Source organism: Mycobacterium sp. 5-140-3-2 (assembly GCF_035666375.1).
GTDB classification, from domain to species: Bacteria; Actinomycetota; Actinomycetes; order Mycobacteriales; family Mycobacteriaceae; genus Mycobacterium; species Mycobacterium intracellulare.
Genome location: NZ_CP142025.1, coordinates 5,155,292 through 5,172,257 on the forward strand (window position 1 = coordinate 5,155,292; position 16,966 = coordinate 5,172,257).

Annotated in this window: 17 protein-coding genes; 5 read left to right on the forward strand and 12 right to left on the reverse strand. The window is 69.4% G+C overall.

Features of this window, described 5'->3' with window-relative positions; all coding sequences use genetic code 11:
* Positions 1-24: 24 nt before the first annotated feature.
* From P6281_RS24205 to mrf, 11 genes are all read right to left on the reverse strand, one after another.
* Positions 25-927, reverse strand: a complete 903-nt coding sequence (locus P6281_RS24205; protein ID WP_008261661.1) for an ESX secretion-associated protein EspG — start codon at positions 925-927, stop codon at positions 25-27.
* Positions 928-947: 20 nt separating this feature from the next.
* Positions 948-1,238, reverse strand: a complete 291-nt coding sequence (locus tag P6281_RS24210; protein WP_008261663.1) for a WXG100 family type VII secretion target — start codon at positions 1,236-1,238, stop codon at positions 948-950.
* Between the two features lie 43 nt (positions 1,239-1,281).
* The gene (esxG, locus tag P6281_RS24215; protein ID WP_008261664.1) at positions 1,282-1,575 is read right to left on the reverse strand and encodes a type VII secretion system protein EsxG; all 294 of its coding nucleotides are present in this window, start codon (positions 1,573-1,575) and stop codon (positions 1,282-1,284) included.
* A gap of 64 nt (positions 1,576-1,639) precedes the next feature.
* On the reverse strand, positions 1,640-3,130 hold the full coding sequence (locus P6281_RS24220) for a PPE family protein (RefSeq protein ID WP_036429551.1): 1,491 nt from the start codon (positions 3,128-3,130) through the stop codon (positions 1,640-1,642).
* A 2-nt stretch (positions 3,131-3,132) separates the two neighbouring features.
* A complete protein-coding gene (locus P6281_RS24225) occupies positions 3,133-3,441 on the reverse strand; it encodes a PE family protein (RefSeq protein WP_008261668.1) in 309 nt (102 codons plus the stop codon).
* 2 nt (positions 3,442-3,443) lie between these two features.
* Entirely contained in the window at positions 3,444-7,433 is a 3,990-nt protein-coding gene (locus P6281_RS24230; protein WP_008261679.1) for a type VII secretion protein EccC, read from the reverse strand.
* On the reverse strand, positions 7,430-9,049 hold the full coding sequence (gene eccB / locus P6281_RS24235) for a type VII secretion protein EccB (protein ID WP_008261687.1): 1,620 nt from the start codon (positions 9,047-9,049) through the stop codon (positions 7,430-7,432). The genes P6281_RS24230 and eccB overlap by 4 nt, the downstream gene beginning before the upstream one ends.
* On the reverse strand, positions 9,046-10,899 hold the full coding sequence (gene eccA3, locus P6281_RS24240; RefSeq protein WP_008261690.1) for a type VII secretion system ESX-3 AAA family ATPase EccA3: 1,854 nt from the start codon (positions 10,897-10,899) through the stop codon (positions 9,046-9,048). The genes eccB and eccA3 overlap by 4 nt, the downstream gene beginning before the upstream one ends.
* A gap of 478 nt (positions 10,900-11,377) precedes the next feature.
* Positions 11,378-12,283 (reverse strand): class I SAM-dependent methyltransferase, encoded by a 906-nt coding sequence (locus tag P6281_RS24245; RefSeq protein ID WP_008261692.1) that lies wholly within the window; start codon positions 12,281-12,283, stop codon positions 11,378-11,380.
* Between the two features lie 81 nt (positions 12,284-12,364).
* Complete coding sequence (locus tag P6281_RS24250; protein ID WP_008261694.1) at positions 12,365-12,619, reverse strand: type B 50S ribosomal protein L31; 255 nt, start codon at positions 12,617-12,619, stop codon at positions 12,365-12,367.
* Positions 12,616-13,815 carry a ribosome hibernation factor-recruiting GTPase MRF gene (gene mrf, locus P6281_RS24255; protein ID WP_008261696.1) on the reverse strand — a complete coding sequence of 400 codons (1,200 nt, stop codon included), beginning with the start codon at positions 13,813-13,815 and terminating at the stop codon, positions 12,616-12,618. Before mrf ends, P6281_RS24250 begins: the two co-directional genes overlap by 4 nt.
* A gap of 103 nt (positions 13,816-13,918) precedes the next feature.
* Here mrf and rpmB point away from each other — a divergent pair, with 103 nt between their 5' ends.
* Genes rpmB through P6281_RS24280 form a run of 5 tightly spaced genes read left to right on the forward strand, consistent with a single transcriptional unit; the run spans position 13,919 to position 15,276 of the window.
* Positions 13,919-14,155 (forward strand): 50S ribosomal protein L28, encoded by a 237-nt coding sequence (gene rpmB, locus P6281_RS24260; protein ID WP_008261697.1) that lies wholly within the window; start codon positions 13,919-13,921, stop codon positions 14,153-14,155.
* Positions 14,155-14,319, forward strand: a complete 165-nt coding sequence (gene rpmG, locus P6281_RS24265; RefSeq protein WP_008261699.1) for a 50S ribosomal protein L33 — start codon at positions 14,155-14,157, stop codon at positions 14,317-14,319. Before rpmB ends, rpmG begins: the two co-directional genes overlap by 1 nt.
* Before the next feature lie 2 nt (positions 14,320-14,321).
* Positions 14,322-14,627, forward strand: a complete 306-nt coding sequence (gene rpsN / locus P6281_RS24270; RefSeq protein ID WP_008261701.1) for a 30S ribosomal protein S14 — start codon at positions 14,322-14,324, stop codon at positions 14,625-14,627.
* Positions 14,627-14,890 carry a 30S ribosomal protein S18 gene (gene rpsR / locus P6281_RS24275; protein ID WP_008261704.1) on the forward strand — a complete coding sequence of 88 codons (264 nt, stop codon included), beginning with the start codon at positions 14,627-14,629 and terminating at the stop codon, positions 14,888-14,890. Before rpsN ends, rpsR begins: the two co-directional genes overlap by 1 nt.
* Positions 14,887-15,276 carry a hypothetical protein gene (locus tag P6281_RS24280; protein WP_008261713.1) on the forward strand — a complete coding sequence of 130 codons (390 nt, stop codon included), beginning with the start codon at positions 14,887-14,889 and terminating at the stop codon, positions 15,274-15,276. Before rpsR ends, P6281_RS24280 begins: the two co-directional genes overlap by 4 nt.
* Positions 15,277-15,310: 34 nt before the next feature.
* On the opposite strand, the gene P6281_RS24285 is transcribed toward P6281_RS24280, so the two are convergent.
* Positions 15,311-16,888 (reverse strand): PPE family protein, encoded by a 1,578-nt coding sequence (locus P6281_RS24285; protein WP_008261715.1) that lies wholly within the window; start codon positions 16,886-16,888, stop codon positions 15,311-15,313.
* Between the last annotated feature and the right edge of the window lie 78 nt (positions 16,889-16,966).

Sequence of the window (16,966 nt, forward strand, 5' to 3'; positions counted from 1 at the left end):
ATCGTGCTCTCTTCTCTATTTCTTTCAGTGTTGGACGGACAGTGTTGAATTCGAAAAGTCTCGTGCTAGCCGGTGTTCGGCGAACCATCCGGCGTCGGGCAATTGGGCGGTCAATTGTTCGATCGCGACGGCGATCGCGAACGGGGTGCCGGGCGCGAAGGTCGAAACCCACTCGCCGTCGAACGCGCGGGACGGGCTGACCAGGACCCGGCCCTCGCTTGCGTCGACAATGCTCATCCCCACCTCGGTGGTGGAGTGTCGGCCGTCGCGGTGGCAGCCGGCGACGATCTCGACGTAGCTTCGCGACCCGTTGAACACCGACTCCACCACAGGACGCGCAGATTGCGGGATACCCAGATAGTCAAGGACTTCGGCGAGTGGCGCACCGGAACGCAGCCGCTCGTCGGCGCGGGCGCCCACCCGGGTCGGCATGCTGAACTCGTCGAACCGAGCCGGTTGCCGCTGGGCGAGCCCGACGCACAGGACCGGAACCAGGGCGCGTGGATCGTCGATGTCCATGGCGGTGAACGTGATCAGCTGCGCGCTGCGCAACGCGACCACCGTCCTCGACGGCCGGCCGCCGGCCCCGGCGCGCTGCGCGACGATGCCGCGCAGTAGCTCGCCGGCGCCGCCGGCCGCACCGGCGTCCTTGGCGGGGCCGACGTAGCGCAGGTCGAGCCACCGCTCGGGAAAACACACCACTTTGATCCACTCGGCAACCGCGGGGTTGATGAGCCCGCCTTCCGATACCAGGCCCATCTGGGTGAGCTCCGCCTTCTGACGGTCGAGGAACGCGTTGCGTTCCGCGGCATCACGATAGGGGCAGGTGATTGCCAATACCCACGGGAAGCTTCCCGCCCCAATCGTTTCCGCGATGAACCACGCGTGGTCGACCGTCAGCTCGACGGCGTTGGGAGCTGGTTCCATCAGGCTCGTTCAGCCACGAACTAGCCGCCCCACTTGGCGGCTTCGGCCTGGTCGCGGGCCAGCATCGACATGGTGTTGGCCTCGTGGGTGCTGGCCATCGACTGGTACGCGCGCACCAGGCTTTCCATGGCCTGGTTCCACTGGGCCTGCCACACCTGGTAGGTCATACCGGTGTCACCCTGCCAGGCGTTGGACAGCGTGGCCTGTTCGGCGGAGATGTCGGCGCCGAGCCCCTGCATCGTGCCGGCGTAGCCCGACATGTCGGCGGCGTGGCTCAACATCGCCGGGTAGTTGTACATGATCTGCGACATCAGAAGTCCTTTCGCGGTTTGGTGGCGTCTAAGGGTGGCTGGATCAGAACGCGGTGTAACCGGAGGCGGCCGCCGCGTCCGCGGCCACGTAGGTGCCGGCGGCGTCGCCGAGGTTGGCCTGGGCGATATCCAGCAGCGTGTTGACCCGTGCGGCGACCTCCACGAACCGCGCGTGCGCGGCCTGGAACGCCGCCGAGGACTCGCCCTGGTGGAAGGCCTGCGCCGACATCGCTTCCTGCTCGGCCTGGCTGATCGTGCTGCGCAGCAACGCGGCCTTGGCGCTGAACGCCGACTGCGAGGCAACCAACTGCGGGATATGAGCGTCCAACATACTCATGGTGATTCCTTTCTATTGCGTCCGTTGGGGTTTGGAGTAGTTCACCTGGATGTGGCTGACTGCCTTATCCCCCCTTCCCCGGTTCGGCTGGGCCCCTACCGTTGACGGCGTCCTGCTCCCACGTGCCGGGCACCATCGGCATCCGTGGGCCGCCGCCGAAGTCGTCGTCGGCCAGCTTGGTCAATCCCGCCGCCTGAAACGCCTTCTGCCTCTGCTTGGTTCCGGCGAACCCGAGCGGTCCGGCCCCCTGGGCCGAAGCCACCGCGGCAGCCAGCTCTTCCTCGTCGCCGTAGTCCGGGGGCACACCGAAATCGGATTCCATGTCCGCGAATTCGTCGGCGTGGTCGTGCAGCGCGGCTCGCCGCCTGCGCCGAGCCCGCGCCTCGGCGCGGGCCGGTGCCGCCGCGCCGGCCGCCGGGATCGTCGCCGCGGGCGCCTTGGCCCCGCCGCGCCCGGTCAGGGTGGGACCGACGCCGGTGTCCGGGTCAGCGCCGTAGGCGACCACGTAGGCCAAGTTTCCGGCCGCCGCCGCCGGCGCCGGGGCCGCCGGCGCGCCGGTGCCGGCCGCGACTGTGGTGGCTGGGGCGGCGGCGGGAGTCGCCACCGTCGGCGCCATGGCGACCGCCGGCAGCATGGACGGCTTGTTCGACGCCAGCACGGGGGCCACCGCGGCCGGGGCCGCCGCCTCCGGCGCGGCCTCGGCCGGCGTGGTGAGCAGGGAGCTGAGGCCGATCCCCAGCAGCAGCGGAATCAGGAACGGTGCGGTCAGGATCGCGCCCCAGGTCGGCCAGCCGACGGCGTTGAAGAACACCTGGTAGGCGATGAAGAACAGCAGCGGTCCGTTGGCCGCCAGGAACGCCGGCAGGTTCGAGAAGAAGTCCTGCAGCATCTGCTGGATGTTCTGGAAGAAGTCCTGCAGGAACTTCGACAACTGCTGGATGAAGTTCTGCCACCAGTCCCCGGTGTTCTGTGCGGCGTTGGACGTGAGGTTGTTGGTCTCGCTCCCGGGATTGACGATGGTCGGCGCGGCCATGGTGCGGGGCGCCGCGGCCAGCGCCGAACCCGAGACGGCCTGGTAGGTGCCCATGGTGGTGGCCGCCTGAACCCACATCCGCGCGTAGTCGGCTTCGTTGACCGCGATCGGAATGGTGTTGATGCCAAAGAAATTCGTCCCCACCAACACCGCGTGCACGGCGTGGTTGGTGGCGAGCTCCCCCAGTGTCGGCATCGCCGCCAACGCCGCCGTGTACGCCGTCGCCGCGACCTCTTGTTGCGCCGCGGCGCCCGCGCTGTCGGCGCTGGCCTGCTGCAGCCAGGCCAGGTACGGCAGGTGGGCCGCCACATACTGCTCGGCGCTCGGCCCTTCCCACGCGCCCGCCTGCGCCTCCCCCAGCAGCGCACTGAGTTCCCCGGCCGCCGTGGCGTATTGGGCGCTGAGCGAGGTCCACGCACCGGCGGCCGCCAACAGCGGCCCCGGTCCCGGACCGGCGCTCAGCAACGCCGAATGCACCTCTGGTGGCGACGCCATCCAGATGGGGGCGAGGGGGGCAGTCATCGTCAGGCGCCCGCGATCCCGAACGTCGCAGCGGCCGCGGTGTCACCCGCGAGATAGCTTGCGCCGGCTTCCCCGACGCCGAGACCGGCGCGGCCCAGCTCCTCGACGCCCTGGGCCGCCATGGCCGAGTGCTCCTGGCCCTGAGCGCTGAATCCCATGGCCGTCTGCAGCGACACCGGATCGACCGCCGGCGGGACCACCGCCGTGATCGCCGGGGCCGCCGCCGCGTGTGCGGCGGCCAGCCGTGCCGTCAGCGCCTCCACCGCGGCGCTGGTGGCGGCCAGTCCTTCGGGAACCACTCGCAGCGTCATCTCTACTCCTCCCGTTGCGCTTCACTTGCCATTACGGATTCCCCGATCAAGGGGTTGATCAACTGCACGTACGTCGGACCATCGCTGTCGCCCAACAGGATCGCCCGCCCGGCCGGCAAGCGGCCGAATCGTTGGCCGCGGATCTTGCCGCTGTCTTGCGGATTGCCCGCCAGCATCAACGTGGTGGCCTGCAGGTCGTTGAAGCGGCGCAGCAGCGGGTTGGTCATCAACGCGTGTCCCGAACCGGTGGCCCGCGCGGTGACGATCACCCGGATCCCCAAATCGGCTGCCTGCGACAGCAACCCGATCAGCGGAGACCACGGGCGCTGCCCGACGTAGGGGCCGCTCATCGCCGGCGAATCCGGAATCTGGTCGACGTCGTCGATGATCAGGTAGTGCGTCTGGCCCGCGAACGTCCAGCGCGACAGCTCGGCCGGCGACAGGCCGGCCGGCGGCCGGCGCGACTCGATCAGGTTGGCCAGCCCCAGCATCGCTGGGATGATGCGGTCGATGTTGGCCGTGTACTCGTTGTCGGCGAACAACGGTTCGTCGACGAGGTGCAGCCGTCGATCCAGCACCGTGAAGGCGACCTGGTCCGGCGTGGAGTGTTCGCGGACCGTGCGGATGAGGTGGCGCAGCAGCGTCGTCTTCCCCGACTTGCTGTCACCGAACACCATCAGCAGCGGGTTGTCGGCGAAGTCGACCACCACCGGCGCGAGGTCCTCCTCGCGCTGGCCGATGACCACCTGCTCGGGCCCGCGGTACAGCGACCCGACGGCATCCGGGGCGAGGTTGGTGGGCAGCAGCCGCACCGGGGGCGCCGCCATGCCCGGGTAACGGTCGTTGATCGCGGCGATCTGGTCCAGCTCCGGGGTGGCGAACAGGAAATGCTCTGCGGCCATGGTCAATCCGCGACCCGGCTGGTCGTGCGGCACCGCTTCGGCGGGCCGGCGCAGGGCGCCCACCACCCGCACGTTGCTGTCCCGCGGATCGTGCAGCTTGAGCTCGAGCCTCAACCCCAGGCCGTCCCGCATCGACAGCGGCACCTCCAGCCAGCTGGGCGTGGTGACCACGACGTGGATGCCGTACGCCAGCCCGATGTTGACCAACTCGGTGACCTTGGCCAGCAACGGGTTTCGCGTGTTGAACTGGTCGGTGTTGTCACGGCCGAACGCGTAGAGGTTGTCGATGAGCAGGAACACCTCGCCGAACCCGTCGTCGGGGACCCCACCGCGGGAGTCCCGGAACGCCTCCCGGCGCTGCCGCGACAACAGCAGCTGCTCGAGCTCGCCGAAGGTGCGACGGATCCGTTCGGGCTCCAGCGCCGAGGCGACGCTGCCGACGTGCGCCAGGCCCTCCATCGCACGGAGCTTTCCGCCGCCGTAGTCCAGGCAGTAGAACGTGACCTCGCGCGGCGAGTGCAGGCTGGCCGCCGACAACATGAACGTCTGCAGCGCAGTCGACTTCCCCGACTTGGGGCCACCGTGGATGACCATGTTCCCGGCCGACGACGCGGCATCGAAGATCAGCGGGTCGCGGCGCATCTCGAACGGCTTGTCGATCTCACCCAGCGGCCACTGCCACTGCCGCGGCGGCACACCGGCCCGGGCCAGCATCGCGCTCACCGGGATCGGCTCGTCCAGCGGCGGCAGCCACAACTGCGGCGCGCGCGGCCCGTACCCGGCCAGCTGGTCGCCGATGGTGGCGATGAGCTTGCGCGGCGGCCCGGTCAGTTCGACCTCGTCGGGGCTGGTGATCACGGTGTCCTGATCGGGCTCGACCCGCCCGGCCGTGAACACCTTGGGCTCCGGGATAGACGGCACCACAAGCGATTTGGCCTTCTGCGGCGGATCGTAGATGCCGTCGACATAGGTGCTGCGGAACTTGATCGGGGTCGCGCCCGGCGCGGGCACCAAGAAGCCCACGCCCTTGTGCTCCTTGCCGGATTCGATGTGGTAGGCGTCCTCCACCCCGATGATCTGGCGGGACACGCTGGGACTGGCCACCTTCAACCCGATGCGGTAGGAGGTGTTCTTGTCGATGTCCTTGATCTTGCCGACATCCAGCGTCTGCGACGCGAACAGGATGTGGATGCGGAACGAACGGCCTTTGCGGGCAACGTAATCGAACAGCTCCGCGTACTCCGGGTGGTCGGCCAGCATCAACGTGAACTCGTCGGCCACCACGAACAGCGTCGGGATCGGCGCCAGGTCGTGCCCGGCGGCGATGGCGTTCTCGTACTCGACCACCGAGTTGAACGCGCTGCCCTGCACCCGGCGGCCGGCCTCGCGCAGCAGCGTCTCCCGGCGGGCCACCTCGCCGCGCAGCGTGTCGGCGAATCGGTCGGCCAGCGACTTCTTTTCGGCCATGTTGGAGATCACCGCGACAACCTGCGGGAAGTGGCGGAAGCTGTCGGCCCCCGCCTCACCCTTGAAGTCGGCGTAGATGACGATCAACCGGTCCGCGGAATGAGTCGTCAACAGCGACAACAGGATCGACATCAGGGTCTGGGACTTACCCGATCCCGTCATACCGATCATCAGACCGTGCGGGCCCATCCCGCCCTCGGCCTCGTCCTTGAGGTCGAACATCAGCGGCTCACCGGTCGCGGTGACCCCGATCGGAACGCGCAGCTCGTCCTCGCGACGCCGCGGCGCCCACAGCGTCGGCACATCCAGTTGCGACGCGTCCGGGATGCCCAGCATCGTGGTGAACGTGGCGCCCCGGGTGGCCGCCGAACGCAACCCCGTGTGGGTCGGGTTGGAGTCCCAGCGCGACAGCTGGCGCGCCAGGTGGGCGGCCTCGTCGGCGCCCAGTTGGTCGGCGTCGTCGATGTACGGCTGCCAGCCGCCGGTCTGCCAACGCTCGATGGAGTGGGTCCGGGCGCCCGCGCCGTCCGCCGCGGTGATGCGCAGGATCGGCTTCTCGGGGTCCGAATACTGTTCGCGGTGCGGGGCGGTGGCGCCGCGGTGCACGACGGTGACGCCCGCGCGGCCCATCGCCAGCGTCGAGGCGTTCAGGTCGTAGTCCGGGTCGTCGACGATAATCAGCAGGTGCCGCAGCGCGTCGGCGGGTTCGCCGGTGAACGCCGGGCGGTCGACTAGCGCGGACCCCAGCTTGGCGACCAGTTCGTCGACGTTGGTGGCCATCAAGCGGGCCGGCCCGACGCCGTCGAGCTCACCGGGAATGTCAATGTGCGGCAACCACTTCAGCCACGACCAGTCCGGGCTCTCGAGGTCGGGGGTGACCAGCGCGACCCCGAGCACGGTCGGGTCGTGCCAGGTGACCGCCTGGGCCACCCAGGCCCGCATCGCCGAGCGCGCCTCGTCCTCGGAGCCCAGCACGGTGATTCGCGAGACCTTGGCCAGGTCGATCCCGGTCGGCACGTCACGCACCGTGCGGTGGGTGTCGAGCAGGCTGCGTAATGCGCTGTGCGACACCGGTTCCAGGTCGATTTCGTCCGCGGTGTCGTTGACCCGCAGCGCGGTCGCCAGGGGCACGTGGTGGCGTCCGGCCCGCAGCACCAGGAAGTCGGGATCGTGCGGGTCGCGCTCCCACTGACGGCGCGATCCGGGCACGGCGGCCAGCGCCGCGGGCTCCGGGTGGGACCACTGCGCGGCGGCGCTCTGCGCGGCGGCCTGGGTGCGGATGTTGTCCCGGACCACCGACAGGTAGCGCAGGTAGTCGGCGCGTTCGGCGTCGACCTCCTCGGTGCGCGTCTTGTTGTCGTTGCCGCGGTACATCGCCGTCGCGGCGAGCAGCAGCACGAACGGGAAGAACAGCGTCTGCGGGGAGATCAACCGCATTCCGGTCGCGAACAGCGCGACGATCATGCCGACGATCAGGATCACCAGCACGTACGGCATCGCGCGGCGCAGGAACGACGGCGGGATCACCCGCGGCAGCTCGGGCGGGGCCTCGATGGCGATGGTGCCCTTGCGGGTCACCGGCGGCGCCAGCCGGCGGCGCGCTTCGAAGATCAGTCGGCTCATCGGGGGGCTCCCTCGGCTTCCCTAGCAGCGGCAGTGACGCGGCCGGGCTTCTGGTCGGGCGTCAGCCCGTCGTGTGCCAGCAGCGCGTCGGCGCGCGATAATGTCGGGCCGCTCGCGAACAGCGACAGCACCGACCACGGGATCGGGACCGGCGACCCGGTAAGGCCAAGGGCCTCAACGGTTTTGTTCTGCCCGGCGGCCGAGTGCTCGGCCTCGTTGTCGATGCCGTAGCGGACACCGGTGTCAGAGACCCAGAACAGCGACCCGGCGCCCGGCGAGTTCGGCCCGCCGCCGACGGTCTGGGTGAAGTAGCCGGTGCCCGGCGCCAGGGCGACGCGGGCGGCGGTGGCCGGCGAGCCGCCGCCCACCAGGTCGACGGTGCGTATCGATTCGGCGACCGGCAGGGCCGAGCCCGTCAGCAGGTTCACCGAGCTGCTGGCGGCCTTGGCGGGCTTGCTCCAATAGGCGCACATGACGGGCGATTTGGCCGCATCCACCACCCCGACCTGCTGGTCGGGGTACCGCGCGGTGTCCAGCATCCGCGACACCGGCAGCTTGGCCACCGCGTCGGCGCCCAGCCGCGGCGGTTGGTCCAGCCCATAGGAATTCGTGTTCCGCAGGATCGCGGCGAGCACCGGCGAGATCTGCTGCAGGCCGTCCGGCAACACCGCGTAGTAGCGCGGCGCCCCGGAGGAGCTCTGGTCCAGGGTGTAGGACACCACGACCCCACCGATCGGTGCCGGCACGGTAAAGGGCGCCGGCGCACCGGCGTTCGGGATGCCGGGCGCGGTCAGCGGCGGGGCTTCGGGAATCGCGTTGAACAGGCCCAGGGCGATCGGGCGGGGCGCGGGGATCTCGGAGTTGCCCTGCCCCAAGCCAAGTGCGTTCGTGATCGCTTGGTCGGTGAGGTTGATCTGACTGCGCTTGCCGTCCCACAACAGCCACGTGGTGCCGTCACGGTCGGCGAGCATCGCCTGCCGCGGCGGGAGCGTGGCGGCGCGGGCGCCGCTGCTGTCCGGCCGGCCGGCGATCACCGTGACACCGGTGCTGTGTGCGGCGTGCCCCCCGGGCTCGCTGACCGCGTCGCACACCGTCCAGTTCGCATCGGTCGAGGGGTTTTGCACCATCCGTTCCGGCGCACCGGGGATGCCGATCAGGTTGCCGCGCGGAAACCGGTCCAGCTCACTGCTTTTCACCATGGTCGGGTCCACCGGCCGACCCGTGATCAGTCGGGCCGAGGTCAGGTTGAGCACCGGATGCAGATCCTCACCGACACGGACATACAGCGCGGCGGTGGACCGGTCGGCGAGCACGGCGTTGGTGCCCGCCGTCCCGTTCGGACGGATCAGCGAGAACACGAAGCAGCCGGCCAAACCGGTGACCAGCAGGACGGCGCCCATCGCCACCGCGCGCGACTGCGTGCGCAGCGGGTCGACGAGCATCCTGGTGTCGTGCAACGCGATACCGGAGGCGATCCGGCGCATCACGAAACGCCAGCCGCTCACCTGGTGCCGGGTGACGAAGCCGCGGCGGTACTCGACCTGGTCGGGATTGTCGTTGACCGGGGTCCGAGACGAGAACGAACGGCGTTCGTCGGGTTGCTGATTGGACGTCATGCCGGCACCGACAGCCCGAGGCCGCGCAGCAGCGGCTCAACCGACCTTGCGACGTCGTCGTCGGTGATCGTCATCAGCTCCTCGTCACTGAATTCGCCGGTTCCGGCGTGTTCCGAATGGTCGAGCCGGAACTCTCGTTCTTCTTCGGAGCGTTCGACGATGTTTCGCACGAATCGACCGTTACCGGCGATGTCCAGGTTGCGTCGCGAAATCCCGTTGGCGTCGGGTGTCGACTCGGTCGCCAACTTCGTGAACAACTCCTCCATGTGGTCGAGCGCGGCCTTTTCGAAAATGCTGTCGCGCTGCTCGGCCATCTTGTTCGCGATCTCGACCAGTTCCGACGGTGCGTAGGAAGGGAAGTCGATGTTGCGGGTGAATCGGGAACGCAAGCCCTCGTTGGTGTCCAGGAACTTGTCCAGGTCGGCCCGGTACCCCGCGATGATGACCACCAGGCGGTCGCGGTCGTTCTCCATCCGCGCCAGCAGCGTGTCGATGGCCACCAGCCCAAAGTCGTTCTTGGCGCCGGTGGCGACCAGCGCGTAGGCCTCGTCGAGGAACAGCACGCCGTCGAGCGCGCTGTCGATGATCGCGTTGGTCTTGGCCTCGGTCTCGCCGATGTGCTGGCCGATGAGATCGGCGCGGTGCACCTCGCGGATGTTCTCCCGCTTCAAAAGCCCCAGGCCGCAATAGATCTTGGCGACCACGCGGGCGATGGTGGTCTTACCGGTTCCGGGCGGGCCGGCGAAGACCAGGTGGTGGGCGCGCTGCGCGACCGCGAGCCCACGCTGCTTGCGGACCAGCTCCATGGCGACCGAGCTCTTCAGCCGCGACACCTGGTTCTTGACCTCTTCGAGGCCGATGAACTCGGCGAGCTGGCGTTCGGCCTCGTGCAGCAGCACGGCCTTGCGTTCGTGGGCGGCGGGGTCGACGAAATCCTCGGCGCTGGGCTCGGTTTCGGGATCCCACGGATCGGTGCGGGCTTCGATGCGCGCCGCCGTGGTGGTCACGATGCCAAAACTGGTGTCGGTCAGGGCCTGTTCGACCTGTTCGTTCTCGGGGTGGGCCGCGTACAGGTCCTGCAGCACTTCGCTCGCCGCGTCCTCGTCGACGTGGGCGCGCAGCACCAGCGCTTTGGCCAGCGCGCCGTCGACGGCCGCCACCGCGACCGGCCCCTCGGGCTCCTCCAGATAGGACAGCGCCGGGGCGAACATGCCCAGCCGGGCCAGCGCGGTGCCGAGCGCGATCTTGGCCGCGTGCGAGAACGCCTCGTCCAGGTCCGTGTCGTTGACGATCGGGGTCAGCAGTTTGACGACGTCCGACCAGCGCTCGGCGCGGTAGTTGATGACGACGGACACCCAGCGGGCCTCACGCCAGTTCGGTCGCTCGGTCGTCAGGCCCGCGACGATCGCGTCGGCGTCAGCAAACCGTCCCGCCGTCGCGAGCGCGGCCGCGTAGGCAAGGTGGAAGTCGTCGGGAGTGGTCGCGCGGAACTGTAGATACAGTCCGGTGTCGTAGCGGAAGCCCAGCGAGTTGGGTGCCAGGTCGACCTGGCGCTGCAGCACGCCCGCGGAGGCCGCGGTGCGCGACACCGCCTCGAGCACCCGCAGGGACGTGTCTCCGGCAGCCGCCAGCCCCGTCCACGCGTCGCATTGATCGTGGGCGATGCGGGTCAGCGCGGCGAAACCCGAACGCGCGGCGGCCAGGTCGGCCGGCCGCTGGCGTTGGTAGACGACGATGCCCAGCGCGCGGCAGCAGGTGGCGAACCGGCTGACGACGTCGCCGTCAACGCGCGTGTCCACGCGCGAATTGGCCGGCTGAACTGTGAGCATGCCGGTGTCACCGTGTTCCACGGCCGCGTCTTTTCATGTATGTAGTCTCCCCTAACCTGACCCGCCTGAAGTTAGCATTGCATAAGCTAACTGTCGAGGCGTTTGGGCCTGTCCGACTCACCACTGCACTGCCCTTCTTCTACCGCCGATGAGGACGTTCTGGAGAGGGTTTAGCCGCATTTTCGGCATACTCACAGCCGCACGCCGTGCGGCCTCACAGCAAGGCCTCACCTTACTGAAAATCATTTTCATTTTCAATCTCGGCACGCCACCTCGGCGCCCACCGGCTCGGCCGAGCGGATCAGGCACGACATCGTCCGCACCGGCGCGGTCATGGCAAGGACTCCTCGACGATCGGGTTGTGCTCGACGATCGCCCCGACCCGCAGGCCGGTGGAACGATCACGCAGCCACTAGTCGGCTGGCGGACCGAAAAAGTTCCGGCGTTGGTCGCTGCCCGAGCGAACTCGCCCGGCCTTCCGTGAAATCCGCCCGAGGGCTCAGGTGCGGACGGCGCTCACCAACGTGTTGCGCGCGATCATCGGGCCGGCTTCGGTCTCCGGCCCCGGCACCGGGCGGCCGACCTCGCGCAGGTAGTCGGCCAACGGGGTGCCGACCGCGGTCCAGCCGCGGTTGCCGAACCACTCGGTGGCCGGCGCGCACTGCTCGTTGTAGACCAGCTGGAAGAACACGCGCTGGTCGCCCTGCGCGGTGGCCGCGCGTTCTTCGGCGACGGCGGTCTCGAAGTCCTCGGGGTTCATCGGGGCGCCGTCCTCGACGGCGACGTGGCTGCCGTGACCGGCCAGCCCGTCGATACCGGTGAACAGCTGCTCCTGGGCGCTCGCCGGGAGATAGATCAGCAGGCCCTCGGCGATCCACGCCGAGGGTTTGGCCGGGTCGAAGCCGCTGTCGCGCAGGGCTTGCGGCCAGTCCTCGCGCAAATCGATGGCGATCTCGCGGCGCTCGGCGCGCGGCTCGGCGCCGACGCCGGCGAGCACCTCTCGCTTGAAGTCGAGCACCTGCGGCTGGTCGAGCTCGAAGATCGTGGTCGCGGCCGGCCAGTCCAGGCGGTAGGCGCGCGAGTCCAGGCCCGCCGCCAAGACCACCACCTGTCGCACGCCCGCGTCGGCGGCGCGCCGGAAGTAGTCGTCGAAGTACTTGGTGCGGGCGCCCTGGAAGTTGACGAAGTTTTCGCCGAAGTCGGCGGTCTTCAGCTGGTGGTCGGGGTCCTTGCCGTCGAGGACGTCGGCGGCGGCACCGCCGACGGCGCGGCAGAAGATCTCCGCGTACGGATCCACGGCCAGCGGGTCGGGCTTTTGCGCCTCCAGCGCCCGCGCGGTCGCGACGAACAACGCGGTCGAGCCCACGCTCGTGGTGATGTCCCAGGTATCGCCTTCGCTTCGCACCCCGCCCACAGTACGCCGCCGCGACTCGGCCCCTTTTCGGCTGGCGCGCAACGGTAGTGGAGCGCGTCGGCGCGGTACGGGCTACCGGCGACCGTAGCGGCGGTGGAACTTCTCCACTTGTCCCGCGCTGTCGACGATGCGGCGGCTGCCGGTCCAGAACGGGTGGGAGTCGGCGGTGACGTCGACGACGACGAGCGGATAGGTCCGGGTTCCCCGCGCCGTCTGCCACTCGACCGTCCGCGGGCTGGTGCGGGTCGACCGCGTCAAGAACATGGCGCCGGTGGTGGCGTCCTGGAAGACGACGGGGTGGTAGTCGGGATGCACGCCGGGCTTCATGAAGGGTCCTTGCCTTGCTGGGTGTGGCCGGCCACGTTGTCGGCGGCCTCGGTCAATTCCGCGCACGGATCCTCGTGCCAATCGCCGAACGGGTCGTCGTAGGCGATCCAGGTGCGCGGGTTCCGCATCTCCTCCTCGGTGAGCAGCGCGCCGCGCAGGGCGTCGAGGACCTCGTCGGTCCGGGCGCCGCACACCAGGATGGCCATCGCGGTATGCCGATCACCGTGCCGGTCGTCCCAGCCGAGCGCGGCCAGCGCGCGTCGCTCGGCGTCGACGCCGTCGCGCTCCGGCCCGCTCATCGCCGCCAGCCATTTGCCGGCCGAGCTCACCCGCAGCCCGGGGCCGGCCGATTCCAGCCACATCGCGCGGTCGGGATTGCTGGCCAGCCACAGCCGTCCCCGGGTCCTGATCACGCCGTCGAGCAACAGATCCAGGGCGGCGTGCAGGCGCTGCGGATGAAAGGGGCGACGGGCGTTGAATTCCACCAGGCTGATCGGACCGCGGGACTCCAGCGGCGGCTGCCCAGCCAGCAGCGGGCCGTGCGGGTCGTCGCTTCGGCCGCGGCGCGCGTCGCGGTACAGGTTGTTCAGTGCGTCCTCGATGCCGCCGGCCCCCACGCGGACGCGGGCGCGCGGCGACAGGCGACGCAGCACGGCCGCCACGAACGGGTTGGCGCGGTCGAGCACGACGACGTCGGCGAACTCGGCCTGTCCGATCACCACCTGGGCGTGGGTGCGGCCGTCGTCGAGTTCCTCCTCCCCCAACGCCTGGTCCAGCCAGGCCGCCGAATCGACGCAGGTCACCACGGCGGCGATCGCCACGTCCAGGGCCGCGGGCCCGTCGATGTACCCCGGCGCCACCCGCACCCGAACGTGCTTGATGGCCAAGCAGATTGGTTCGGGTTCCAACCAGGGCGCCAGGTGCACCACGATCCGGTCCACGTCGTCGCGGCGGTGCAGCCGGCGCAGCAGCACCAACAGGTCGTTGCGGATGGTGCACGAGACACAGCCGTGCGCGAGTTCCAGTCCGTTCTCGGTGCTGGTCAACACGCCGTCGGACAGCGACGCCGTCGTGCGGCGCACCACGTGACCGTCGAATCGGTGCTCGACGACCAGCGTTCCCGGCGTCTGCAGCATCGCGCCCACAACGGCGTCGGTGTCCCGCTGGCCGGCGACCAGGATGACGGGCGTCCGCATCGTCCTCCTTATTGATAATCATTTTCATCTAAGCCGTTCCTACGGTACCGTCCGTGGGGGACCTTGTCGAAAATGATTTTCAATAAGAGATGTGGAGGTGCAGGTGTCCGCCCACTGCCAGGTGACCGGCCGGCGGCCGGGTTTCGGTAACGCGGTGTCGCATTCCCATCGCAGGACCCGTCGGCGCTGGTCGCCGAACATCCAACTCAAGACGTACTACCTGCCCTCGGAGGACCGCCGGATCCGGCTACGGGTCAGCGCCAAGGGCATCAAGGTCATCGACCGCGACGGCATCGAGGCGGTCGTCGCGCGGTTGCGCCGCGAAGGGCAGCGAATCTGATGGCGCGCAACGAGATCCGTCTCCTGGTGAAACTTCGGTCCACCGCGGGCACCGGCTACACCTACATCACCCGCAAGAACCGACGCAACGACCCCGACCGACTGGTCCTGCGCAAATACGACCCCGTCATCCGCCGCCACGTCGACTTCCGCGAGGAGCGCTGACCATGGCCAAGAAATCCAAGATCGTCAAGAACGAGCGTCGCCGCGCGATCGTGGCCCGCTACGCCGAACGCCGCGCCGAACTCAAAAAGATCATCCGCTCACCGGCGAGCACCCCCGAGCGACGGGCGGCGGCACAGGACGAGTTGGCGCGCCAGCCCCGCGACGCCAGCGCGGTGCGGGTGCGCAACCGCGACGCCGTCGACGGCCGACCCCGCGGCCACCTCCGCAAGTTCGGGCTGTCGAGGGTCCGGGTCCGCGAACTAGCCCACGCCGGCCAGCTCCCCGGCGTGCGGAAGGCGAGCTGGTGATGGCCAGAAAAGTCGCGCGTCGCCGGGCCACCGCGCCCGCCGCCCGCTCGCCCAAGAGGAATCTGCTCGACAGCCTCGGGTTGCGCACGGTGGACTACAAAGACACGGCGACGCTGCGGGTGTTCATCTCCGAACGCGGCAAGATCCGTTCCCGCCAGGTGACCGGCCTGTCCGTCCAACAACAACGACAGGTCGCGGCCGCCATCAAGAACGCCCGCGAAATGGCGCTCCTGCCCTACCCCGGACGGCACACGGCGCCTTGACGTCCCCACGCCGCGGCACCGATCGCCCGTTCACCGTAATCGTCTGTGCCGCATGCGCCGTCGACGATCGACTGTCGGTCATCGACGAATTGCGCCCCGCCATCCGGCGCTGCCCGCATTCCATGTTGGTCTCGGTCGCCTGCATGCTCGGACCACTCACCTGCGCCTCTCGGCCGACCGGCGGGGGCGTGATGGCCCTGGTCCAGCCCTGCACGAACGATCGGGTGGCCAGCGGCCCGGCGCGGTGGATAGGACCCATCGCCGACAGCGATTCAGCCGCGGCGCTGCGCGACTGGCTGGTGCTCGGTCAATGGGAAAACATCCCCGTCCCAAGGCAACTCGATCGGCATCAGCGCTGGACGCGCGACTCGCATCGACGCAACTGACGCCTGACGAACCCGCCGATGGGGTGCCGGGGCGCTAGCCGTCGCGGCCCGCCTCGTCGGCACCGCCGTCGCCCCAGGTGCCCGGCATCATCGGTGCCGTTGGGCCACCGTTGAATTCGTCCCCGGCCAGCCGGGTCAGCCCGGCCGCCGCGGCGACCGCCTCACGCTCGGCGGTGCCGGCGAATCCCAGCGTGCCGGCACCCCGATCGGATGCCAGCGACCCGCCCCAGTCCGGGTCGACATCGACATTCATGTCCATGAACTCGTCGCCATACCCGCGGTCCGTCGCGCCCCGGCGCCGCCGCGCCCGGGCCGCTTTGCGCGTGCGCGCGACCGCGGCCGCCGCGGCGGCGGCGCTATCCGGTTCCGGCGCTTTCCTTTTCGCGCTGAAGCTGGCGCTCGCCCCCATCCCCGAGCCCGTTCCCATTCCGGGCGGACCGACGACGTACGGAGGAAAGAAGCCCGCCGCGGCCGGCGCCGCAGCGGGTGCGGCCGGAGCGGCGGTCACCGTGGTCGCCGTGGGGGCGGGCGCCGGTGCCGGCGCGGAGGCCGGCGCCGCGACCGGCGCGACGGGGGTGGTGGGGGCCATGGCGATGGCGGGCGGGATGCTGGGCGTCGGCGGCGGCGGCGCGGCCACCACCGGGAGGGCCGCAGGCTGGGGGATGGCGGCGAGGCCGGCCAGCCCGGCGAATCCGCCGACGGCGCCGAGGGGCGCGGCCGCGAGGAGGAGCGCGGGCGCCAACAACTCCGGCTGGCTGATGAAAATCTCGAGGATGTGCGTCGGCCAGTCGAACAGGATGAGTTGCACCAGGTACTGGAAGGCCAACGCCGGATTGTGCACCAGGTAATAGCCGAACTGCTCGAAATCCTCCAGCAGTTCCAGGGCGCGCACCACCCAGAAGATGGGCTGCCCGGCATTCGTGTAGGCGTCGTAGGGCAGCCCGTTGACGGTGCCCTCGGACGGGTCCCAGTTGATGCCCAAGTTCTTCAGGATGTTGGCGATGAAGTCGTTGAACGGATTGTCGATCTTGGGGTCATGGTCCGGGTCGTCCGAGTCATCGCTGGAGGCATCGGATTTCACGATCGGCGGCGCCGGATCGGTTTGCGGTGTCGCGGCGACGGCCGCGGTGGACACCGCCTGGTAGGTCGACATCGTGGTCGCCGCCTGGGTCCACATCCGTGCGTAGTCGGCCTCGTTGACCGCGATCGGAACCGTGTTGACGCCGAAGAAATTCGTTGCCACCAGGGCCCCGTGGACGACGTGGTTGGTGGCGAGTTCGGGCAGCGTCGGCATGGCGGTCAGCGCGGCAGTGTAGGCTGCCGCGGCGGTCTCGTGCTGGGTGGCGGCGGCGGCGCTGTCGGCGCTGGATTTTGTCAGCCACGCCAGGTACGGGGCGTGCGCGGCCACATAGGACTCCGCGCTGGGTCCCTCCCACGCCCCCGCCTGCACCCCCGCCAGCAAGGTGCTCAATTGTTCTGCGGCCGAAGCGTATTCGGCGCTCAGCTCGGACCACGCGCCGGCGGCCGCCAGCAGCGGCCCGGGGCCGGGGCCGCTGCTGAGCAAAGCGGAATGCACTTCGGGCGGCGAGGCCATGAAGATCGGCGCCGTCATAGGTACTCCTCGGGCTGGAGGGCTTACCAGACTGAGGAGAGCTTAATGAATATGATTGTCGTTATCAACTTGGCGGGC